Below are 22,615 nucleotides of genomic sequence, written 5' to 3'. Positions count from 1 at the left end.
GCCGGGCTTTCTGCTGGCCCGCGAAACGGAGCGGGCAGCACGTTCGCGCCTCGGGGAGAGGCACGTAAAATCAGATTGCCGCGTCGTCTTCTTCGCCAGTACGGATACGAATCACGCGTGCGACATCGAAAACGAAGATCTTGCCATCACCGATTTTCCCGGTCTGCGCCGTACGGATAATGGTATCCACGCAGGTATCGACAATGTCGTCAGTCACGACGATTTCAATTTTCACCTTTGGCAGAAAATCGACCATATATTCCGCGCCGCGATACAGCTCGGTGTGGCCTTTCTGACGACCAAAACCTTTCACTTCCGTTACCGTCATCCCGGTGATACCCACTTCCGCCAGCGCTTCGCGCACATCATCGAGTTTGAAGGGTTTAATAATCGCATCAATCTTTTTCATGGTTTCCTGTCTTATGTGCGTAACCGGTTGCTTACCTTATCATAACGTTGCCGTGAAAGGCGGGCTACTCTTTAAAATCGTTAGCGTCGAGTTCGTGACGCGACAGCAATTTGTAGAATTCGGTGCGGTTGCGCCCTGCCATTCTTGCCGCGTGCGTAACGTTGCCTTTAGTAATTTGCAGCAGTTTGCGCAGGTAGTTGAGCTCAAACTGATTGCGCGCTTCCACAAACGTCGGCAACGCGGTGTTTTCGCCTTCCAGTGCCTGCTCGACCAGCGCATCGCTTATCACTGGCGACGAGGTCAGCGCCACGCATTGCTCGATAACATTCACCAGTTGACGCACGTTTCCGGGCCAGTTGGCGGTCATCAGTCGCTTCATCGCGTCGGTTGAAAACGCTCGCACAAATGGTTTATGCCGGTCGGCTGACTGGCGCAGCAGATGGTTTGCCAGCAGCGGGATATCTTCGGTGCGCTCGGCAAGCGTGGGAATTTTCAGGCTCACGACGTTGAGGCGATAGAACAAATCTTCACGAAATTCGCCACGCGCCATTGCTTTGGGCAAATCGCGGTGCGTTGCCGACACAATACGCACGTTGATGTCGATATCGCGGTTACTGCCCAGCGGGCGGATTTTGCGTTCCTGTAACACGCGCAGCAGTTTGACCTGCAACGGCGCGGGCATGTCACCGATTTCATCGAGAAACAGCGTGCCGCCCTCTGCCGCCTGGAACAACCCTTCACGATTGCTGACCGCGCCGGTAAACGCGCCACGAGCATGCCCGAACAATTCAGATTCCAGTAATTGTTCCGGCAACGCGCCGCAGTTGATCGCGATAAATGGGTATTTCCCACGCGGGCTGGCGTTGTGAATAGCCTGCGCAAAAATCTCTTTCCCGGTGCCGCTCTGACCGTTAATCAACACGCTGACATCAGATTGCGCCACCATGCGCGCTTGCTCCAGCAGACGCAACATCCCCGTGCTACGGGTGACAATAGATTCGCGCCACTGGTCATCTGTCGCGGCGGCGGTGTGCACCAGCGCTTCATCGATCGCTTTGTATAACGCGTCTTTATCGACGGGCTTGGTCAGGAAGCTGAACACGCCCTGCTGCGTCGCCGTCACCGCATCCGGAATCGAGCCATGTGCGGTCAGGATTATCACCGGCATCCCTGGCTGGCGCTTTTGGATCTCGGCAAACAGCTGCAACCCATCCATTTCATCCATACGCAGATCGCTTATCACCAGATCGATTTTTTCACGCGCCAACACGCGCAGCCCTTCCTGGCCGCTTTCGGCAGTGGCGACGGAGAAACCTTCGCTGGTCAATCTCAAGCCAAGCAGCTTCAACAAACCAGGATCGTCATCGACCAGTAAAAGGTGTGCGGGTTTGCGTCCTGTCATGGTTTTTCCTCTGCGGCGGGCGCCTCTTTCGTTGCGGCTGAAGGGTCTGCCGCGTGACCCGGATCCGGCGTGAAATTACTGCTTGCTGGTTTACGGCTGGAGAGCTGCCGTTCTATGTCGGTCAGATTTTCAAGCTTACGGGTGGTCAGCTCCAATTGGCTGCTGAGATGCTGCTGTTGCTGACGCAGAATGTCGAGTTCAACGTCAGAGGTCTGTTGCAGTTTACTGTAGCGTGAACGCTCGTCAGAAAGCTGCAACTGAGAAGCTTGTCCATCGCGCCAGACCTGATACAACGGTCGAACCTGCGAGGGAATTTGTGGGCTGAAACTGTCAAGACGGCTCATTGCCTCGCGGCGTTCCAGCGGGGTAATTTTGGCGCTGGCAAGCAGAATGCCGCGACGGAACGCATCCGGCCAACTGTCGTCCGTGTGCAGACGTGCTTCAGTCCTCGCCATCTCCGGCGAGAGGCGTTCGGCGCAATCCATACTCCGCAGCCAGTAGAGCGGGTTTTTCTCTGTCGTTTCGCCAAACAGCGACCAGACGTCCGCACAGTCGGTCGACAGAAAATCGGCCACCTGTTGCTGAGGGAGTTTGTCTTCGTCACTGCCATTAGCAGCGTGCTGAGTCGTCACGCAACCCGTCAGCAAAAAACAGGAGGCTACGGCCAGGCGCGCGAGAAAATTGGGGGACATATTTACCAGACATTGCTTCATTTAATGGGTTTATCCGTGTCTGAAAGAGAAAGCTCAATGCGAAAACAAACATTGCCCGCCGGGGAGTTCACCAGTTGCAGCGATCCGCGCATCCGGCGTATACAGTCCCGGGCAATACTCAGCCCCAGTCCGCTTCCCTTCACAGCCCCTTTACGTTGATGACTGCCTTGATAGAAAGGCTCAAAAATCATGGCTTTTTCTGCATCCGGGATCGGCGTCCCGGTGTTTGCCACTTCAAGGAAAATAGCATTTCCCTGCTGGCGGCTGCGCAAATAAATGTTACCGGATTCACTACCGTAGTGCACCGCGTTGGAGTAGAGATTGTCCAGCGCGCTCAGCAGCAACATTGGCTCAGCGCGGCACTCACGAGCCTCAAGCTCGACGCTGGTATGCATCATTTTAGCTCTTGCCGGCAAACTGTGGGCCGAAACGATAATCTCCATCAACGGTGCCAGTTCGACGGTTTCCATTTCCACCGGGCTGTCAGCGAGTTTACGGTTGTAATCAAGCAGTTGCTCAATCAGTTTTTGCAAATTGCGACTGCTGTCATCCAGAATCGACACCACCTCTTTTTGCTCCGGCGTCAGCGGACCGACGACCTGATCGGCCAATAGCTCCGTGCCTTCACGCATACTGGCGAGCGGGGTTTTTAACTCATGAGAGAGATGACGTAAAAATTGATGGCGCTGAGATTCAAGCCAGGTAAGACGTTCGCTGAGCCAGACAATGCGCTGCCCGACGGAACGCAGTTCGCGTGGGCCTGTTAGTATCACCGAACTGCCCAGGGATTTGCCTTCGCCTAACAGGTTAATCATCCGCTGGATGCCTTTTACCGGACCGATAATCATGCGGGTGAATAACACCATCATGGTCAGACTGACCAGAAACAGCACCAACGCCTGCCAGCCGAAGAACTGCCCGCGTTCGGCGATTTCTTGCTGAAGCTGTTGCCCGCGCGAGAACACCACCGTGCGGGTGGCTTGCACCATATCGGTATTGGCAGCAGCAAACGCTTCCAGCTGCGCCGCCGCTTTCTCTTCCGGGCCGCTGTTTTTACAGCGCAATTCTGCCAGGCCGTTCAAATTATCACGCAGCGTCTGCCAGATCTTGTCATCCGGCAGAACACCCGCATGGGCGTCGAGCATGTCGCTGTAGCGCTTACGCTGCCCTTGATAAACTTTCGCCAACGTCGCGTCGTCCAGCACGCAGTACTGTCGATAGCTTCGCTCCATTTCCAGCGCAACGTTGGTCATCGCTTCGCTGCGGCGAGCGTCAATTAGTGTCGTGCGATTGGTCATCGCAGCCTGATCACTGAGCGCATTCAAGCTCTGCCACGCCTGCCATGCCAGCACCAGCAGCGGGAGCAGGATCAGCAGAAACGACAGCATCACCAGTTGGCGTAGCGATCGAGGGAAAAGAGACCAGCGTTTCAAGGAGTTTGCCCCTAAAAATATTCTTAAAGGCAGGGTAACTGAGGTAGGGGTTCAGATACAACAACGCCGGGTCAGAACCCGGCGTTGTTATTGAATAAGGCGGTGCCTAACTCCACGTTTCGCCCGATGTTTGATATAGCTAAGCTGATATCAGTAGTTGGACGGCAGGCACCTGTTTGTGCGTCATTCGAGGTTTATGTAGCGCGTCCCGAAGGGGCTGACATAAGAAGGTGAATGAGCCACTGCAGAGTATTATGCAGTAAGCATGCCATAATGCAAAACATATAATTAACAGACTGATATTATAAGAAATTATTGATACCACTGCCCCAGCGATCACTGCTCACTTTTCAACCTTACCGTCTGCAAAAAGAGACACATTCGAGGCGGTAAAATAAAAGTCATAAATATCATGAAGATAAATGTCACCTTTTAGCGACACTCAAAATCCGACCTGTCGCCTTTTTCAGACAGTATTGTTGCTGTGTCTCACTCATAAAAAAGCCTTCCGTCATCGGGAAGGCTTTTCATTGCTGGAGTGTGATTAACCCAGCTGTTTACGCGCGTTGCGGAAAATGCGCATCCAAGGGCTGTCTTCGCCCCAGTTTTCCGGGTGCCATGAGTTCGCCACCGTACGGAATACGCGTTCCGGGTGTGGCATCATCAGGGTCACGCGCCCGCTTTCGCTGGTGACAGCAGTGATCCCATTCGGGGAGCCGTTCGGGTTCGCCGGGTAGTTCTGCGTGACGTTACCGTAGTGGTCAACGAAACGCAGCGCCACCAGCCCTTTGCTTTCGAGCTGCGCCAGATGCGCACCATCACGCACTTCTACGCGACCTTCGCCGTGAGAAACGGCGATAGGCATCTGTGAACCTACCATGCCCTGTAACAACAGCGATGGACTTTGGGTCACTTCCACCAGGCTGAAACGCGCTTCGAAGCGGTCAGAATGGTTACGCACAAAGCGCGGCCACAGGCTGCTGCCCGGGATCAGGTCACGCAGATTAGACATCATCTGGCAGCCGTTACACACGCCCAGCGCCAGCGTCTGTGGACGATGGAAGAAGGTTTCGAACTCGTCACGCACACGGTCGTTGAACAGAATCGATTTCGCCCAGCCTTCACCCGCGCCCAGCACATCACCGTAAGAGAAACCACCACAGGCCACCAGCGCCTGGAAATCTTCCAGACCGGTGCGTCCGGCAAGCAGGTCACTCATGTGGACATCGATAGCATCGAAGCCCGCACGATGGAACGCCGCCGCCATTTCGACGTGAGAGTTAACGCCCTGCTCGCGCAGCACCGCGGCTTTCGGGCGCGCACCTTTGGCGATGTACGGCGCGGCAACGTCTTCGTTGATATCGAACGAGAGCTTCACATTGAGGCCCGGATCGTTATCGTTACGCTTCGCTTCGTGCTCCTGATCGGCGCACTCCGGGTTATCACGCAGACGCTGCATCTGCCAGGTCGTTTCTGCCCACCACATACGAAGTGTGGTGCGGCTTTCGCTGTAGACCGGATGTGAATCTGCGGTGATAACGAAACGGTCGCCTTCGGTAGCTTTACCGAGGAAATACACGCAATCCGCTAAACCATGGGTTGCGAAAATGCCTTCGACCAAAGCGCGATCTTCGGCACGAACCTGAATCACGCCGCCCAGTTCTTCGTTGAACAAGGCCGCCAGACGATCTTCGCCCAGCGCGGCTATATCCACCTCAACACCACAATGACCGGTAAAGGCCATTTCTGCGAGCGTCACCAGCAGACCGCCATCAGAACGGTCGTGCCACGCCAGCAGTTTGCGTTCGGCAACCAGCACCTGCATCGCATCCCAGAAGCCTTTTAACTGCTCAACGCTGCGCACGTCCGCCGTTTTGTCACCGAGCTGGCGATAAACTTGCGCCAGGGCGGTTGCACCCAGCGCGTTATGGCCTTTACCGAGATCAATCAGCAGCAAAGCATTGTCTTCAGTTGATAGCTCTGGCGTAACGGTACGACGCACGTCTTCCACACGCGCAAACGCGGTGATCACCAGTGACAACGGTGAGGTCATTTCGCGCTGTTCGCTGCCTTGCTGCCAACGGGTTTTCATCGACATTGAGTCTTTGCCGACCGGAATAGTCAGGCCCAGCGCCGGGCAAAGCTCTTCACCCACCGCTTTTACCGCCGCATACAGACCAGCGTCTTCACCCGGATGCCCTGCTGCTGCCATCCAGTTTGCCGAAAGCTTGATGCGTTTGAGGTCGCCTACCTGCGTGCCAACGATGTTGGTCAGTGCTTCACCTACCGCCAGACGGGCAGAGGCCGCGAAATCGAGCAACGCTACAGGCGCACGTTCGCCAAGCGCCATTGCTTCGCCGTAATAGCTGTCCAGGCTGGCGGTGGTCACCGCGCAGTTCGCCACCGGGATTTGCCACGGACCCACCATCTGATCCCGCGCAACCATGCCAGTCACCGAACGGTCGCCGATGGTCACAAGGAAGGTTTTTTCTGCCACTGTGGGCAGATGCAGAACACGATTAACCGCATCGGCAATCGTGATGCCCTGACGGTTCAGCGCTTCGCCGTTAGCGTTGAGCGTTGCTACGTCACGGGTCATTTTCGGCGTTTTGCCAAGCAGCACATCCAGTGGCAGATCGATGGGCTTGTCGTCAAAATGTGTGTCGCTGAGGCTCAGGTGCATCTCTTCGGTCGCCTCGCCGATCACCGCGTACGGTGCGCGCTCGCGGCGGCACAGCTCGTCAAACAACGGCAACTGTTCAGCAGCCACGGCGAGTACATAGCGCTCCTGCGATTCATTACACCAGATTTCCAGTGGGCTCATCCCCGGTTCATCGCTGAGGATGTCACGCAGATTGAAGTTGCCGCCGCGCCCACCGTCGCTAACCAGTTCTGGCATCGCGTTAGATAAGCCGCCTGCGCCTACGTCATGGATAAACAGAATCGGGTTGGCTTCACCCAACTGCCAGCAGCGGTCAATAACTTCCTGGCAACGACGTTCCATTTCCGGGTTATCACGCTGTACAGAAGCAAAATCCAGATCCGCATCGGATTGACCGGAAGCCATAGAAGATGCAGCCCCGCCGCCGAGGCCGATATTCATCGCCGGGCCACCGAGAACAACCAGTTTCGCGCCAACGTTGATCTCGCCTTTTTGCACGTGATCGCCGCGAATATTGCCGATCCCGCCCGCCAGCATGATCGGCTTGTGATAGCCACGCAACTCTTCGCCGTTGTGGCTGTTCACTTTTTCTTCGTAAGTACGGAAGTAGCCATTCAGTGCCGGACGACCAAATTCGTTGTTGAACGCCGCCCCGCCAAGCGGGCCGTCGGTCATGATGTCCAGCGCGGTGACGATACGGTCAGGTTTACCAAAATCTTCTTCCCACGGCTGTTCAAAGCCCGGAATGCGAAGGTTGGAAACGGAGAAGCCTACCAGCCCAGCTTTTGGTTTCGCGCCGCGTCCGGTTGCACCTTCGTCGCGAATTTCACCGCCGGACCCCGTTGCCGCACCCGGCCATGGAGAAATAGCGGTTGGGTGGTTATGCGTTTCGACCTTCATCAGGATATGCGCGGATTCCTGATGGAAGTCATAGCGCAGGCCGTCATGGGCGGCGTAGAAGCGCCCGACTTCTGAGCCTTCCATTACCGCAGCGTTGTCTTTATAAGCCGACAGCACGTGATCCGGCGTTTTCTCGAAGGTGTTCTTGATCATTTTGAACAGCGACTTCGGCTGTTCTTCGCCGTCGATAACCCAGTCGGCGTTGAAAATCTTGTGACGACAGTGTTCGGAGTTCGCCTGAGCAAACATGTAGAGTTCGATGTCGTTCGGGTTGCGGTTCAGCTTGATGAACGCATCGTGCAGATAGTCGATTTCATCTTCCGCCAGCGCCAGACCCAGACGCTGGTTAGCTTCCACCAGCGCCTGACGCCCTTGTCCGAGCATATCGACGCTGGAAACGGGTGCGGGCTGATGATGGGCAAACAGGCTTTCCGCATCCTGAAGCGCCGCAAATACGGTTTCCATCATCCGATCGTGCAGCTCGGCTGCTAATTCGCTCCACTGAGCCTCGCTCAGGGTGGAGGCTTCAACGTAATACGCAACACCGCGCTCAAGGCGATCAATCTGGGTCAGGCCGCAGTTGTGGGCGATATCCGTTGCTTTTGAAGACCAGGGGGAGATGGTGCCAGGGCGGGGAGTGACGAGCAGTAATTTTCCGGCGGGGGTATGGCTGCTGAGGCTTGGGCCATATTGCAGCAACTGTGCCAGCCGGGCGTGTTGCTGGTCTGAAAGCGGTGCGTTCAGCTCGGCGAAATGCACGTACTCGGCGTAAATATTGCTGACCGGAAGGTTGGCTGCCTGAAAGCGTGCCAGCAGTTTGTTGATACGAAATGCAGACAGTGCAGGCGAACCACGCAGAATTTCCATCATAAGTCTCTCGTCTTCTGGGTTTCAGTGTGCGTAATGGCGGAAAACGGGCGCCATTATAGTGAATCCTGAGCGGCGACGAAACCGTTTGCGTCAAAATAAAATTACCGCTTCGTTTTACCAATTGATGTGACCTATCGCATGAATGGGTTGCCAACTGGCGCATTGTTAAGCAAAATGCCGCTCATTCTGTAGAGCCCTTAAACTTTAACATGGTAACTATTGCCTGAGATCACTCTCTTCACAGAGAATTAACTAATTGAAAAAATTAAAGATTAATTATCTGTTTATTGGCATTGTCACCCTGCTACTGGCAGCGGCGCTATGGCCTTCTATTCCCTGGTTCAGTAAACCAGAAAATCGCATCGCCGCTATTCAGGCGCGCGGTGAGCTTCGTGTCAGCACCGTAATTTCTCCGCTGACATTTGCCAGCATTAACGAAAAAGATTACGGCCTCGACTACGAACTGGCGCAGCAGTTTGCCGACTATCTTGGCGTCAAACTCAAAATTACCGTCCGCCAGAACATCAGCCAGCTTTTCGATGACCTCGACAACGACAATGCCGATATGCTGGCCGCAGGGCTGGTGTACAACAGCGAGCGCCTCAAAAACTACCAACCCGGCCCGGCTTACTACTCCGTTTCTCAGCAGTTGGTTTATCGTAAAGGCAGCCTGCGCCCGCACACGCTGGATAACCTGACCGCGCAACAACTGACGATTGCCCCAGGCCATGTGGCGATCAACGATCTGCAGGCACTGAAAGACAAGAAATACCCGAACCTCACCTGGACCGTTGATGACAAGCGCGGCAGCGTTGAGCTGATGGCAGATATCATCGACGGTAAACTGGATTACACCATTGCCGATTCTGTAGCAATTAGCCTGTTCCAGCGCGTGCATCCTGAGCTGGCGGTGGCACTGGATATCACCGATGAACAGCCCGTCACCTGGTTTAGCCTGAAAGACAGCGACAACACGCTGCCTGCGGCGATGCTCGATTTCTTCAATAACATTAATGAAGACGGCACGCTGGCCCGACTGGAAGAGAAGTACCTCGGTCATGGCGATGATTTCGATTATTTCGATACCCGTACCTTCTTGCGTGCAGTAGAAAATTTGCTGCCGGATGTTCAGCCACTCTTTCAGAAATACGCCAAGGAGATTGACTGGCGTTTACTGGCGGCTATTGCGTGGCAGGAATCTCATTGGGATCCGCTGGCGACGTCACCCACTGGGGTGCGCGGCATGATGATGCTCACCAAAAACACCGCGCAAAGTCTGGGCCTGACCGACAGAACCGACCCTGAGCAAAGTGTCAGCGGTGGGATGCGTTATCTGCAGGACATGATGGATAAAGTACCGGACACCGTACCGAAGGAAGAGCGTATCTGGTTTGCACTGGCGGCTTACAATATGGGCTACGCGCATATGCTTGACGCCAGAGCGTTAACGGCGAAGCAAAAAGGCAATCCGGACAGTTGGGCCGACGTGAAACAGCGCTTGCCGTTGCTAAGCCAGAAACCCTATTACACTCGCCTGACATACGGTTATGCGCGCGGGCACGAAGCCTACGCTTATGTGGAAAATATCCGTAAGTACCAAATCAGCCTGGTGGGTTATTTGCTTGAAAAAGAGAAGAAGGCCGCTCAGGACAGGGAATATGCCCAGGATTATCCTGCGGTAAGATCAGGCGAACTGAATCACACCAGCCTGGGTTTACTGCCATTCATCTCACTGCATCCTGATGAACGCAGCGGTCAGATTGAAGTGAAGCACCCGAGCCAACTGGTCGAGTTTTCTCGCCGTTAAAGCAAAGTGGCACGCTTGAGCGCTTTCTTCTGCTCACGGCGGTGGCGGAAAAAGTCACTCAGCATCGACGAACACGCTTGCGCAAGCACGCCTTCGGTAATTTCCACCCGATGATTCATGCCGGGATGATGCAACACATCCATCAGCGATCCCGCCGCCCCGGTTTTTGCATCCCGCGCACCAAACACCAGTTGCCCAATACGACTATGCACCATCGCCCCGGCACACATTACGCACGGCTCAAGGGTGACATATAACGTGGTGTCGATTAACCGGTAATTCTGAAGCACCATTCCTCCCTGACGCAGCGCCATGATTTCGGCATGTGCGGTCGGGTCATGATGACCAATCGGTCGGTTCCAGCCTTCGCCAATCACCTGATTCTGATAAACCAGCACTGCCCCGACCGGCACCTCCCCTTCATCCCAGGCTCGTTGGGCTAAAGTCAGCGCATGACGCATCCAGTGTTCGTGGTTCAATTCATTGTCAGACAAAGCAACTACTCCGGTAGAAAAGCGGGGCGCATTATACACATCCGCGAGACTTTTATTCCAACTGTTGTAACTCGCCCCTCGGCGTCACTCGCCAGCGGTGCTGACAGAAATAGAGCAGCGGGTTGTCCTGATTACTGTCGCTGTAACCGCTGTACAGGCGTAGCGGCGTACCGATTTTTTTCTCAAGCTGGGCCACTTTTTCATGACCTAAACAGCGCAGCGTCAGCACCCAACCGCCGTGGCGGCGCTCGGTCATGCTGGCGATCAGATTAACGCGCGGCAGCCACGGCGTGTCGAAATAGACTTTCTCCACAAGCGATTTCGGCGAACCGGTGATGAGCCAAACATCGGCATCAGAGCTGGTCAGGTATTCGGTGAGGCGCTGATGCACGACCGGGAAGGCCGTCACGTGGCCCCGGAACCATTGCACAAATTTGGCTTCCAGTGCACTCAACCTGGCTTCACTGTGCCCAAATGTGGCCGCCCACAGCAGCAGGCTCATCGGCCAGCGCGCCGCCCGCCCTTTCACCAGCAGCACCACGCCAATCACGGGTAACAAAGGGAGCACCAGCAGTGCATTCAGTGGGTTATGGCGCAACAGATAACGTAAAAAACTGCCGAACATATCCTGCTGATGCAGCGTACCATCCAGATCAAAAAACACTACCCGACGCGAATTGCTTACCAAATCATTCTCCTTAAAAAGGTGAGCGCGTATCAATCGTTCCTGTCAGATAGCCTAACAGCCAGAACCTCACATTTCCAAAAACGATCCGTAATGCGCCTTTCCCTTGTCCGGGATACAGCGTATCCTTTTGATTAAAATGATGAATCGATTAAGAAAGCAGCGCAAGACGTCCGCAACCAACCGTGTCTGCATCACAATCCCCTATAATCAAAGACTAAATTCTGACAGGCGGCCACGATTTGGCCCTCTGGAGAGCCAATGAACTGTTTGATTCGTATCCGTCAGCGTTACGCCGGGCTTGCGCAAAGCGACAAAAAGCTGGCGGATTTCATCCTCGCGCAACCTGATGAAGCCCGTCACCTCAGCTCTCAGCAGCTGGCTGCCGAGGCCGGCGTCAGCCAGTCGAGTGTGGTGAAGTTCTCCCAAAAACTGGGATTCAAAGGGTTTCCAGCGTTAAAACTGGCGCTGAGTGAAGCGCTGGCCAGCAATCCACATCCACAATCGGTGCCCGTGCATAACCAGATTCGCGGCGACGATCCGTTGCGATTGGTGGGCGAAAAACTCATTAAGGACAATATCTCGGCGATGCACGCTTCGCTTGACGTCAACACCGAAGAGAAGCTGCGGGAGAGTATCGATCTGCTGCGCAATGCCCGACGCATCGTGCTGACCGGGATTGGCGCGTCAGGTTTGGTGGCACAAAACTTTAGCTGGAAGCTGCTGAAAATTGGCTTTAACGCGGTGGTGGAAAAAGATATGCATGCCCTGCTCGCCACGGTACAGGCGATGACTGAGGACGATTTACTGCTGGCGATTTCCTATTCGGGTGAGCGACGGGAGATCAATCTGGCGGCAGATGAAACGCTACGCGTAGGCGGGAAGATTCTGGCGATCACCGGATTCTCACCCAATGCACTACAACAACGGGCGAGTCATTGCCTGTATACCATTGCCGAAGAGCTGGCCACGCGCAGTGCGGCGATCTCATCCACCAGCGCACAGATGATGCTCACCGATTTGCTGTTTATGGGTCTGGTTCAACAGGATCTGGAACATGCCCCGGATCGCATTCGCCACAGCGAAGCATTGGTGAAAAAACTGGTGTGATGATCGGCGGTGCTTCATCGCGAAGTAAGTGCGGATGGGCAACAAAAAAGTGGCCTGCACAGAGAATGAGCGTATAATGCCCGCCCTGTTTGTGGTGTTTCTGAGAGTTTCCAAATGGCGCTGTTAATTACCAAAAAATGCATCAACTGCGATATGTGCGAACCGGAGTGCCCGAATGAGGCCATTTCGATGGGCAGCAGCATTTATGAGATTAACAGCGATCGTTGTACGGAATGCATCGGCCATTACGAAACACCGACCTGTCAGAGCGTGTGCCCTATCGCCAACACCATCATCAAAAACCCTGAGCATCTCGAAAACGAAGAGCAGCTGTGGGATAAATTCGTCCAGCTGCACCACGCCGACAAAATCTAGCTTTCCATTATTACCGTCGCGCAGGCGTAATGCCGTTCGTCCGCGAGCGTAACGTGGATATGCGCTACGCCAAGCTGAGCTGCGAGTTCACTTGCCGCGCCCCACAGTCGTAGTTTTGGCTTACCCAGCTCATCGTTATAAACTTCAAATTGCTCGAACGCTAAGCCGTTACGAATGCCAGTGCCAAGCGCTTTCGACGCCGCCTCTTTCACCGCAAAACGTTTTGCCAGAAAACGCACCGGCTGCTGATGCGTTTCCCATACTTTCCATTCGTTATCGCTGAGCACCCGGCGCGCCAGGCGATCACCGCTACGGGTGATCACCGCTTCAATACGGGTGATCTCAACGATATCGGTGCCGATACCGATGATAGCCATTAGCCGCGCGCTTCCAGCATCAGGCGTTTCATTTCCGCTACTGCCTCTTTAAGGCCGCTCATTACTGCACGACCAATAATCGCATGACCGATGTTCAGCTCGTGCATTTCTGGCAGCGCGGCAATGGCTTTGACGTTGTGGTAGGTCAGACCGTGCCCGGCGTTCACTTTCAACCCAAGGCTTGCTGCGTAGGTTGCCGCTTTAGCGATACGCTCCAGCTCTTTCGCCTGCTGCGCTTCATTTTTAGCGTCGGCATAGCAACCGGTATGAATTTCGATATAGGGCGCGCCCACGTCAGCTGCCGCTTTAATCTGTGCGTTGTCAGCATCAATAAACAGCGAAACGAGGATCCCTGCATCGGCCAGGCGTTTACAGGCATCGCGCATTTTGTCGACCTGACCGGCAACGTCCAGACCGCCTTCGGTGGTCACTTCCTGACGCTTTTCCGGCACCAGGCAGCAGAAATGCGGTTTGGTGTCGCAGGCAATGGTCAGCATCTCTTCGGTGACAGCCATTTCCAGGTTCATGCGGGTATCGAGGGTCTGGCGAAGAATACGTACATCGCGGTCGGTAATGTGGCGACGGTCTTCACGCAGATGCACGGTGATGCCGTCGGCGCCTGCCTGCTCAGCGATGAACGCCGCCTGAACCGGATCCGGGTAAGCAGTGCCGCGAGCATTACGCAGCGTGGCGATGTGGTCAATATTGACGCCTAACAGTAATTCAGCCATGACAATCCTCGTTATTCATTTTTGATTTTTTAAGCGTGGCTCAACCGCGCTTTGGCACAAACTGCCGGAATAATTCGCGGCTTTTAAGCGGCTTCCCGCCAAGATAAGGCTTTAACGCCATCCGGGTGAAGCGTTTTGCTGCCCGTAACGCATCTGCATCGGGGAATTCCCGGCTGGCGAGCGCCTTCAAATGGTGCCCGGTAAACGTGTAGTGATCAATCACTACGCTTGCGATGAAGCCTTTTTCTTCACGATAACGGTAGGTCATGGTGTCATCCACCGGTTCGCCACTGCCTGCGCAATGCAGGAAATCCACGCCGTACCCCAAATGCGCCAACAGTGCCAACTCAAAACGGCGCAGCACAGGTTCAGGTGAACCTGTTACGCCAGCCAGCGCCTGGATACAGTGCAGATAATCGAAAAAGAGTTCGGAGAAACGGGTTTCGTTTTCCAGCACGCGGGCAACCAGTTCATTGACGTAAAGGCCGCTGTAGAGCGTGATACCGCTGAGAGGAAGTGCAAGAGACACAGCTTCGGCGCTGCGTAGCGTTTTGACATCGCCACGACCACCAAAACGGACCAGCAGGGGAGTAAAGGGCTGAAGCGCGCCTTTAAGATTTGAACGTTTGGAACGTGCGCCTTTAGCCACAAGGCGCACGCGGCCCGACTCTTCCGTGAAGACGTCCAGCATCAGGCTGGTTTCGCTCCAGGGACGACTATGCAGGACGAAAGCGCGCTGCCAGCCTTCCATGGAATTTACTTAAAGGTCGTCGACATAACCGAGACTGCGCAGGGCGCGCTCGTCATCGGCCCAGCCAGATTTCACTTTGACCCACAGCTCAAGGTGTACAGGGGATTCAAACATCTCCTGCATATCCTTACGGGCTTCAATACCGATGGTTTTGATTTTGGCACCTTTGTTGCCAATCACCATCTTCTTCTGCCCTTCGCGCTCGACGAGGATCAGACCGTGGATGTCATAGCCGCCGCGTTCGTTGGTCTGGAAGCGTTCGATCTCTACCGTTACAGAGTACGGCAGCTCTGCGCCCAGGAAACGCATCAGTTTTTCACGGATGATTTCAGAGGCCATAAAGCGCTGTGAACGGTCAGTGATGTAATCTTCCGGGAAATGGTGAATCGCTTCCGGCAGGTGCTTACGCACGATGCCCGCCATCGTATCCACGTTCATGCCCGTTTCGGCAGAAATCGGTACGATATCGAGGAAGTTCATCTGGCTGCCGAGGAACTGCAAGTGCGGCAGCAGGTCGCCTTTTTCCTGAACGTTATCGACTTTGTTAACTGCGAGGATAACTGGTGCGCGACCACCACGGAGCTTGTTCAGCACCATTTCGTCGTCAGGCGTCCAGCGGGTGCCTTCCACCACAAAGATGATGAGCTCTACGTCGCCGATGGAGCTGCTCGCCGCTTTGTTCATCAGACGGTTGATCGCACGCTTCTCTTCCATATGCAGACCCGGGGTATCGACATAAATTGCCTGATATGCCCCTTCGGTATGGATCCCGACAATGCGGTGACGCGTGGTCTGCGCTTTGCGAGAAGTGATGGAAATCTTCTGCCCAAGCAGTTTATTTAACAGGGTGGATTTACCAACGTTGGGGCGTCCAACGATGGCAATAAATCCGCAATAACTCTTTTCGTCGCTCATTCCAGCTCCAGTTTTTTCAGCGCCTGTTCGGCGGCAGCCTGCTCCGCCTTGCGGCGGCTGGAACCCGTGCCAACTACCGGTTCACTCAGGCCACTGACCTGGCAGTGGATAGTAAATTCCTGATCGTGGGCTTCGCCACGCACTTGCACAACCAGATAGGATGGCAGCGGCAGATGACGACCCTGTAAATATTCCTGCAAACGCGTTTTCGGATCTTTTTGCTTATCGCCCGGGCTGATTTCGTCCAATCGGGTCTGATACCAGTTGAGGATCAGCTTCTCGACATTCTGAATATCGCTGTCAAGGAAGACACCGCCAATCAGTGCTTCAACGGTATCCGCCAAAATAGATTCACGACGGAAGCCACCACTTTTCAGTTCGCCGGGCCCCAAACGCAGGCATTCACCCAGTTCAAATTCACGAGCGATTTCTGCCAGCGTATTGCCGCGCACCAGCGTGGCGCGCATACGGCTCATATCGCCTTCGTCAACGCGAGGAAAGCGGTGATACAGCGCATTGGCAATCACATAGCTTAAAATAGAATCACCCAGGAATTCGAGGCGCTCATTATGCTTACTGCTCGCGCTGCGATGGGTTAAAGCCTGTTGCAACAGATCCTGATGTTGAAAAGTGTAGCCCAGCTTACGTTGAAGCCGATTAATTACGATGGGGTTCATGCGTTACCAATAGATGAATGCGTCAATAATGCAGCACACGAAACCGACCTGAAATAGCCAACGCGGTTTCGTGTGCCGTGGATCCCTGATGGGTACCAACCTAAAACTTCGGGGGGACATTCTATACGCAACGACGAGTGATGTCGTTAGCTGATGGGCATTTAAATCGGAAATAATTCATGCCGCCATTATGATGATGACGGCATGAATAAAAGTCAGGAATTAATGGATTCCGCCAATACGACTTAAACGTACGCCGGTCGGCCATTCACCTTCCTGTTTTTCGAAACTCATCCAGATGCCCACCGCTTTGCCGACCAGATTCGCTTCCGGGACGAAGCCCCAGTAACGGCTGTCAGCGCTGTTATCGCGGTTATCACCCATCATGAAGTAATGTCCAGGCGGAACAACCCAGGTCGCCAACTGCTGGCCTTGCTCGTGGTAATACATACCCAGTTGGTCCTGCGCGATAGGCACGGTCAGAATACGGTGAGTGACATCGCCCAGCGTCTCTTTACGCTCACTCAGGCGCACGCCGTTATCTTTGCTTTCGCCTTTCGGCAATTGCCAGAAACCGCTGGTCGCTTCACCGCCATTACGACGGGCAAACGTCTGCACGAAATCGCTGGCTTCAACATTGGAATACGTGACCGGCAAAGCGTTACCGCAAGCCTGGCCTGAGCTACAGTTAGGCTTGATGGTCACTTCTTTAGCGATCGGATCGTAAGTCACCTTGTCGCCCGGTAAGCCAACTGCACGCTTGATATAGTCAAGGCGTGGATCTTCCGGGTATTTAAAGACGACGACATCACCACGTTTCGGATGACCGGTTTCGATTAGCGTATTCTGGTAAATCGGATCTTTAATTCCATAGGCGAATTTCTCCACCAGAATAAAATCACCAATGAGCAGCGTTGGCATCATCGAACCCGATGGGATCTGAAACGGCTCGTAGATAAATGAGCGCACAATCAGCACGATAGCCAGCACCGGGAACACAGAAGCCCCCGTTTCCAGCCAGCCCGGTTTCGGGCCAACTTTCTTCAACGTCTTTTGATCCAGCGTATCACCCGCTGCAACCTGTGCAGCGGCCTGACGTTCACGGCGTTTTGGCGCAAAAATAAACTTATCCATGCACCATAAAATCCCTGTCACCAGGGTCGCAATGACCAGGATCAGGGCAAACATGTTCGCCATGCCAACTCCTTATTGGTTATTTACCGTCTTTTCCAACATGCAGAATGGCGAGGAATGCTTCCTGTGGAAGCTCAACGTTACCCACTTGCTTCATGCGTTTTTTACCGTCTTTCTGTTTCTGCAGCAGCTTTTTCTTACGGCTAACGTCACCGCCGTAGCATTTCGCCAGGACGTTTTTACGCAGCTGTTTCACAGTTGAACGGGCAATAATGTGGTTGCCGATGGCCGCCTGAATCGCGATATCGAACTGCTGGCGCGGGATAAGTTCTTTCATCTTCTCAACCAATTCACGACCACGATACGGCGCGTTGTCGTTGTGGGTGATCAGCGCCAGCGCATCAACGCGGTCGCCGTTAATGAGGACATCAACACGCACCATGTTGGACGCCTGGAAGCGCTTGAAGTTGTAATCCAGCGATGCATAGCCGCGAGAGGTAGACTTCAGGCGGTCGAAGAAGTCGAGCACCACTTCTGCCATCGGGATGTCATAGGTCAGCGCCACCTGGTTACCGTGGTAAACCATGTTGGTCTGTACGCCACGTTTTTCGATACACAGGGTGATCACGTTGCCAAGGAATTCTTGCGGCAACAGCATGTGACACTCGGCGATCGGCTCGCGCAGTTCTTCGATGTTATTCAGTGGTGGTAGCTTAGAGGGGCTATCGACGTAGATAACTTCTTTATTGGTGGTCTGCACTTCATACACAACCGTTGGTGCGGTGGTGATGAGGTCGAGATCGTATTCACGCTCCAGACGCTCCTGGATGATTTCCATGTGCAGCAGACCGAGGAAGCCACAACGGAAGCCGAAGCCCAGCGCCGTTGAGCTTTCTGGCTCGTAGAACAGGGAAGCATCGTTCAGGCTCAGCTTGCCGAGGGCATCACGGAAGTTTTCGTAATCATCGGAGCTTACCGGGAACAGACCCGCGTAAACCTGCGGCTTCACTTTCTTGAAGCCAGGAAGCGCTTTGTCAGCCGGGTTACGGGACAGAGTCAGCGTATCGCCGACCGGTGCGCCGAGAATGTCTTTAATAGCACAAACCAGCCAGCCTACTTCACCGCATTTCAGCTCGGTACGATCAACTTGTTTCGGGGTGAAGATGCCCAGACGGTCTGCGTTGTAGACCTGGCCGGTACTCATGACTTTGACTTTATCGCCTTTGCGCAGGGTGCCGTTTTTCACACGGATAAGCGACACAACGCCAAGGTAGTTATCAAACCAGGAGTCGATGATCAGCGCCTGTAATGGGGCATCCGCATCGCCGACTGGCGGTGGAATATCACGCACCAGACGCTCTAACACATCAGGAACACCCACGCCGGTTTTCGCCGAGCAGCGCACAGCGTCTGCGGCGTCGATGCCGACGATATCTTCAATCTCTTCTGCCACGCGTTCTGGATCAGCCGCTGGCAAGTCAATTTTGTTCAGAACCGGAACCACTTCCAGGTCCATTTCCATTGCGGTATAGCAGTTCGCGAGCGTCTGCGCTTCTACGCCCTGCCCGGCATCAACCACCAGCAATGCGCCTTCACAGGCGGCGAGAGAACGGGAAACTTCATAGGAGAAGTCAACGTGGCCCGGGGTATCGATGAAGTTCAACTGGTAAGTTTCACCGTCAGTCGCTTTGTAATCCAGGGTCACACTTTGTGCTTTGATGGTGATCCCACGTTCACGTTCCAGATCCATGGAGTCGAGAACCTGAGCGGCCATTTCACGATCGGAAAGTCCGCCGCAAATTTGGATAATACGGTCAGACAGCGTCGATTTGCCGTGGTCGATATGCGCGATGATCGAAAAGTTACGTATATTCTTCATATTAGAGTGAGTTATGCCTTACGAATTCCTGGAGGCCGCGGGTCTGCGCCTGACGTTTGATCGTTCGAAAACGCCGCATTCTACACTACATCTCCGTCGCCAGGAAATGCTCTTCCGGCAAGCTTAGCGGTTAGTTGAGAGGAGATCCTGTCGGAGATGTAAATAAAGATAAAAGCCAGCGTGATTACTGGCTCAGTTCAGAAGAAGTGTTGTCCACACGAAGGAGATCCGGCGGCAGCCCGATGCTGATAATGATGGGCTGCCATGCCTCGCGGGAGGCCAATTTTGGCGACAGCCCACGGGCAATCAAAAAGCCGCCTACGCCACCCAGCACGCCACCTGCAAAAGAAACCAGATCGCTGACAAAAAGCAATTGGAAGATGGCAGCCATGACAAACATACCGAGCAACGGCGTCATGTAAACCAGCATGGCTGACGTCAACAGACTGCCTTCACTGATCCCCAGTTCCACTTTCTGACCAACAACAAGCGGCTCAGCGCTTGACACGCTGAGGGTATGTTCAGTCTGCGGCCCTAATTTATTCAGGACTCTGCTGCCGCAGCCCGCTCTTGATGAGCAGCTGCTGCAAGAGGATTTTACGTCGCAGCTGACTTGCGCAAGCCCGTTACTCCAGGAAATAACCGTGGCCCATTCTTTAATCATTTAGCTGCCTTGAACTTGATACTGTCAGCAACCCGTTTGGCGGTCTGCGGCGGCAATTCACCAACAATAGTGATTTCCGCGTTGTCTCGCACAGAAGTACTGACGGTACGACGCCCGGTACGCAGCACCTGCTCGCTACTGGTGGCACTGGCACGGTTCACATTCACCGAGAAACTGAACAGACCGTCTGAGTACAGGCGGGATTCCACCGGAGTTTCAATCGTCGGCAAGGTTCTACGGCTACCTGCAACTTCGACAAACCCTTGCGGTAACCAGCTCGGCAACCAGTTGAAATTGATTTTATCACCCACTGGCACGGACAACAGCGGCGGCAAACTCGCGGTGGACAGCGTTTGCATGTTGCTGCTCACCTGGTCGCTGACGTTAAAAGCCACCACGCGGAACTGTTCCAGCGTTTCGCCATCGCGGTCCAGCAAATCAACACGCATCGGGAGTTTGGTTTCCGAATCGAGCCAGACAATGTAGCTGTAACGGGTTCCATCACGCGCCACGACGCGGATCACTTCACACAATCTGTCGGCTATGCGAGTGCGACCTACGGAAATGAAATCGTAGTACGGCGCGAGGCGTTTGAAATCGGTATAAATCAGGGATGGCAATGAATCGACGATGTAGTCGCCGTTCAACGTGAAGGGATCGAGGCCAGGCTCGAAATAGCTGATTTCGTTTCCACGCTGGACAACTTCACGGCGCGGACCGTCCATCTGGAGCAGTTGCGCCAGCGCCTGATTATTCAGACGAGCGTGGCGATAGCGTAATGATTCCACGCCCTGCTTATTGATGCTGACGAACGACAGCTCATAATTGAGAGACTGGCTGGCCAAATTCATCTGCTGCAACAACGCCCCGGACGAGACATCAGCCGAGGCGTTGGTGGAGAAGAACAGGCTAGCAGCCACAAGTGACATGGCACACCAAAGTTGCTTCATTACTGCGATTGCGTTCCTAACGTTTGATAGCCTGGCACCTGAACAGCGGCTTGCTGAGTCTGGGATTGTTCAAACTGAAGCTGTTCGGAATGCAGACGGCGCTGCAATTCGTAGTCCTGCAACATCGCGTTAATACGACGGCGCTGCTCCTGAACCTGCTGTTGCTGGCCAGATGATGTCACACCCGCGTTCGCATCGGCTGGTACACCTAAGCTCACAGGACTGGCTTTGCCCATCATCGGCAGTGTGTTAAACACTGGCGTTTCAGACTGCTGGGACGCATCAGTTTGACCGTTATAGTGCTGAACACCCACGATCACGGCGAGTGATACACAAGCCGCAACGCCCATTTGAGTCAGAGAGCTCGCCCAAGGACGAACCTTCTTCCAGAATGGCATATTCTGCCACTGGTGCGGTGCGGGCTGGGCTTCAGGAATGAGTGGAGTCGCCAGGCGAACAGGTTCATTCTCAATAGCGGCCATAACGCGAGCTGAAATATCAAAATTCAGGGTCTGCGCTGTCTCACCGCGCATAGTATCGCGGATAAGATGGTAGCTCTCCCACGCTTTTTGCATCTCAGTGGAATGAGTCAGCTCGTTAAGCAACTCACTGTCCAGCGTTTCACCATCCATTAAGGCGGAAAGTTTTTCTTTCTGCATGCCTAATACCTTTTCCAGTATTCCGCTATGTCAACGCCTGATTAGCGGTTGAACTTTATTATCAATAGCTTCTCGTGCACGGAAAATGCGCGAGCGAACCGTACCGACCGGACAATCCATGATAGCGGCTATCTCTTCATAGCTCAGGCCATCCAACTCCCGTAACGTGATTGCCATGCGTAAATCTTCCGGGAGAGACTCAATGGTACGGAACACTATTTGTCTCAGTTCTTCTGACAACATTAAGTTCTCAGGGTTCGAAATTTCTTTCAGCGCACCGCCACTTTCGTAATTTTCTGCTTCCACAGCATCAATATCACTTGCTGGCGGGCGTCTCCCCTGAGCAACCAGGTAATTTTTGGCCGTATTTACAGCGATACGGTACAGCCAGGTATAGAAAGCACTATCTCCCCGGAATGAATCCAGCGCACGATAGGCCTTTATAAAAGACTCTTGTACTACGTCAGGCACATCGCCAGACGGTACGTAACGGGAAACCAGACTTGCCACTTTATGCTGATAGCGTACCACCAGCAGGTTGAAAGCCTTCTGATCTCCCTTTTGGACCCGTTCGACGAGGACCTGATCCGTTAACTGCTCGCTCATCCGAGGTAATGTCTCCTCAAACCTTATTCCCATGCGTAATCAAAACGCCACTCCATGCACTGCACTATGAGCAAGCATCAGCTTAGAGCGGGCTATTATCATTAAGTTCAGTTACGCCTTTGCTTTTTATTGACTGCGGATAGACAGCTCATTATCACTCATTATAAGTCTACCACTGCTAAATGAAGTGTCAGGCGCGCAATAAACGTCTGAAATCTGTCTGCAGAGTACCGTAACGCCAGGCTTTTTTCATCATAAAATCTGAGGCTAACGATCTGCTTCGCAATAATTTTCTCTGATTTACAAATCCTCAAGCTTTCCCACCCTGTTTAGTCGTCATAACAGCATTGAAAAAATTTCGTGCTAAAAAGCCCATTGCAGTGCTACATTGCCTGAACCTTGTTTAGTAAAT

21 protein-coding genes are annotated in these 22,615 nt (G+C 53.9%); 3 read left to right on the top strand and 18 right to left on the bottom strand.

The genetic code is table 11. The features are described 5' to 3' along the window. Positions 1-70: 70 nt before the first annotated feature. From glnB to purL, 5 genes are all read right to left on the bottom strand, one after another. On the bottom strand, positions 71-409 hold the full coding sequence (glnB, locus tag VH187_RS21225; RefSeq protein ID WP_002914032.1) for a nitrogen regulatory protein P-II: 339 nt from the start codon (positions 407-409) through the stop codon (positions 71-73). Positions 410-473: 64 nt separating this feature from the next. After that, positions 474-1,811, bottom strand: a complete 1,338-nt coding sequence (gene glrR, locus VH187_RS21220) for a two-component system response regulator GlrR (protein ID WP_329703420.1) — start codon at positions 1,809-1,811, stop codon at positions 474-476. Continuing rightward, the gene (gene qseG / locus VH187_RS21215; protein WP_414714026.1) at positions 1,808-2,524 is read right to left on the bottom strand and encodes a two-component system QseEF-associated lipoprotein QseG; all 717 of its coding nucleotides are present in this window, start codon (positions 2,522-2,524) and stop codon (positions 1,808-1,810) included. Before qseG ends, glrR begins: the two co-directional genes overlap by 4 nt. Continuing rightward, on the bottom strand, positions 2,521-3,957 hold the full coding sequence (gene qseE, locus VH187_RS21210; protein ID WP_329703418.1) for a two component system sensor histidine kinase QseE/GlrK: 1,437 nt from the start codon (positions 3,955-3,957) through the stop codon (positions 2,521-2,523). The genes qseG and qseE overlap by 4 nt, the downstream gene beginning before the upstream one ends. Positions 3,958-4,501: 544 nt before the next feature. Beyond that, positions 4,502-8,389 carry a phosphoribosylformylglycinamidine synthase gene (gene purL, locus VH187_RS21205; protein WP_329703417.1) on the bottom strand — a complete coding sequence of 1,296 codons (3,888 nt, stop codon included), beginning with the start codon at positions 8,387-8,389 and terminating at the stop codon, positions 4,502-4,504. 256 nt (positions 8,390-8,645) lie between these two features. Here purL and mltF point away from each other — a divergent pair, with 256 nt between their 5' ends. Beyond that, positions 8,646-10,196 carry a membrane-bound lytic murein transglycosylase MltF gene (gene mltF / locus VH187_RS21200; protein WP_329703416.1) on the top strand — a complete coding sequence of 517 codons (1,551 nt, stop codon included), beginning with the start codon at positions 8,646-8,648 and terminating at the stop codon, positions 10,194-10,196. Here the strand turns inward: mltF and tadA are convergent. Beyond that, the gene (gene tadA, locus VH187_RS21195) at positions 10,193-10,690 is read right to left on the bottom strand and encodes a tRNA adenosine(34) deaminase TadA (protein ID WP_329703415.1); all 498 of its coding nucleotides are present in this window, start codon (positions 10,688-10,690) and stop codon (positions 10,193-10,195) included. The genes mltF and tadA overlap by 4 nt on opposite strands. Before the next feature lie 52 nt (positions 10,691-10,742). Further along, entirely contained in the window at positions 10,743-11,378 is a 636-nt protein-coding gene (yfhb, locus tag VH187_RS21190; RefSeq protein ID WP_329703414.1) for a phosphatidylglycerophosphatase C, read from the bottom strand. A 258-nt stretch (positions 11,379-11,636) separates the two neighbouring features. Here yfhb and VH187_RS21185 point away from each other — a divergent pair, with 258 nt between their 5' ends. Both VH187_RS21185 and VH187_RS21180 read left to right on the top strand, forming a co-directional pair. Further along, entirely contained in the window at positions 11,637-12,485 is an 849-nt protein-coding gene (locus VH187_RS21185) for a MurR/RpiR family transcriptional regulator (RefSeq protein ID WP_329703413.1), read from the top strand. Between the two features lie 114 nt (positions 12,486-12,599). Next, on the top strand, positions 12,600-12,860 hold the full coding sequence (locus tag VH187_RS21180; RefSeq protein ID WP_329703412.1) for a YfhL family 4Fe-4S dicluster ferredoxin: 261 nt from the start codon (positions 12,600-12,602) through the stop codon (positions 12,858-12,860). Here VH187_RS21180 and acpS read toward each other — a convergent pair. From acpS to rpoE, 11 genes are all read right to left on the bottom strand, one after another. Next, entirely contained in the window at positions 12,857-13,237 is a 381-nt protein-coding gene (acpS, locus tag VH187_RS21175; RefSeq protein WP_329703411.1) for a holo-ACP synthase, read from the bottom strand. The genes VH187_RS21180 and acpS overlap by 4 nt on opposite strands. Beyond that, entirely contained in the window at positions 13,237-13,968 is a 732-nt protein-coding gene (pdxJ, locus tag VH187_RS21170) for a pyridoxine 5'-phosphate synthase (protein ID WP_329703410.1), read from the bottom strand. Before pdxJ ends, acpS begins: the two co-directional genes overlap by 1 nt. A 40-nt stretch (positions 13,969-14,008) precedes the next feature. Continuing rightward, the gene (gene recO, locus VH187_RS21165) at positions 14,009-14,719 is read right to left on the bottom strand and encodes a DNA repair protein RecO (RefSeq protein ID WP_329703409.1); all 711 of its coding nucleotides are present in this window, start codon (positions 14,717-14,719) and stop codon (positions 14,009-14,011) included. A 9-nt stretch (positions 14,720-14,728) separates the two neighbouring features. After that, complete coding sequence (gene era, locus VH187_RS21160) at positions 14,729-15,634, bottom strand: GTPase Era (protein ID WP_329703408.1); 906 nt, start codon at positions 15,632-15,634, stop codon at positions 14,729-14,731. Then, positions 15,631-16,311 (bottom strand): ribonuclease III, encoded by a 681-nt coding sequence (rnc, locus tag VH187_RS21155; protein WP_329703407.1) that lies wholly within the window; start codon positions 16,309-16,311, stop codon positions 15,631-15,633. The genes era and rnc overlap by 4 nt, the downstream gene beginning before the upstream one ends. Before the next feature lie 222 nt (positions 16,312-16,533). Further along, entirely contained in the window at positions 16,534-17,508 is a 975-nt protein-coding gene (gene lepB / locus VH187_RS21150; RefSeq protein WP_329703406.1) for a signal peptidase I, read from the bottom strand. A gap of 16 nt (positions 17,509-17,524) precedes the next feature. Then, positions 17,525-19,324 (bottom strand): translation elongation factor 4, encoded by a 1,800-nt coding sequence (gene lepA, locus VH187_RS21145; RefSeq protein WP_329703405.1) that lies wholly within the window; start codon positions 19,322-19,324, stop codon positions 17,525-17,527. A 184-nt stretch (positions 19,325-19,508) separates the two neighbouring features. Then, the gene (gene rseC, locus VH187_RS21140; RefSeq protein WP_329703404.1) at positions 19,509-19,988 is read right to left on the bottom strand and encodes a SoxR-reducing system protein RseC; all 480 of its coding nucleotides are present in this window, start codon (positions 19,986-19,988) and stop codon (positions 19,509-19,511) included. Next, positions 19,985-20,938 carry a sigma-E factor regulatory protein RseB gene (gene rseB / locus VH187_RS21135; protein WP_329703403.1) on the bottom strand — a complete coding sequence of 318 codons (954 nt, stop codon included), beginning with the start codon at positions 20,936-20,938 and terminating at the stop codon, positions 19,985-19,987. Before rseB ends, rseC begins: the two co-directional genes overlap by 4 nt. After that, positions 20,938-21,597 (bottom strand): anti-sigma-E factor RseA, encoded by a 660-nt coding sequence (rseA, locus tag VH187_RS21130; RefSeq protein WP_329703402.1) that lies wholly within the window; start codon positions 21,595-21,597, stop codon positions 20,938-20,940. Before rseA ends, rseB begins: the two co-directional genes overlap by 1 nt. 30 nt (positions 21,598-21,627) lie before the next feature. Then, positions 21,628-22,203, bottom strand: coding sequence for an RNA polymerase sigma factor RpoE (rpoE, locus tag VH187_RS21125; RefSeq protein WP_329703401.1), 576 nt, complete (start codon positions 22,201-22,203; stop codon positions 21,628-21,630). Positions 22,204-22,615: the final 412 nt, after the last annotated feature.

Origin of the sequence: Scandinavium sp. (genome assembly GCF_036271055.1) — a bacterium.
Taxonomy (GTDB): Bacteria; Pseudomonadota; Gammaproteobacteria; order Enterobacterales; family Enterobacteriaceae; genus Scandinavium.
Note: the sequence above shows the minus strand (reverse complement) of the source record. Positions and strands in the feature narration are given on the sequence as shown.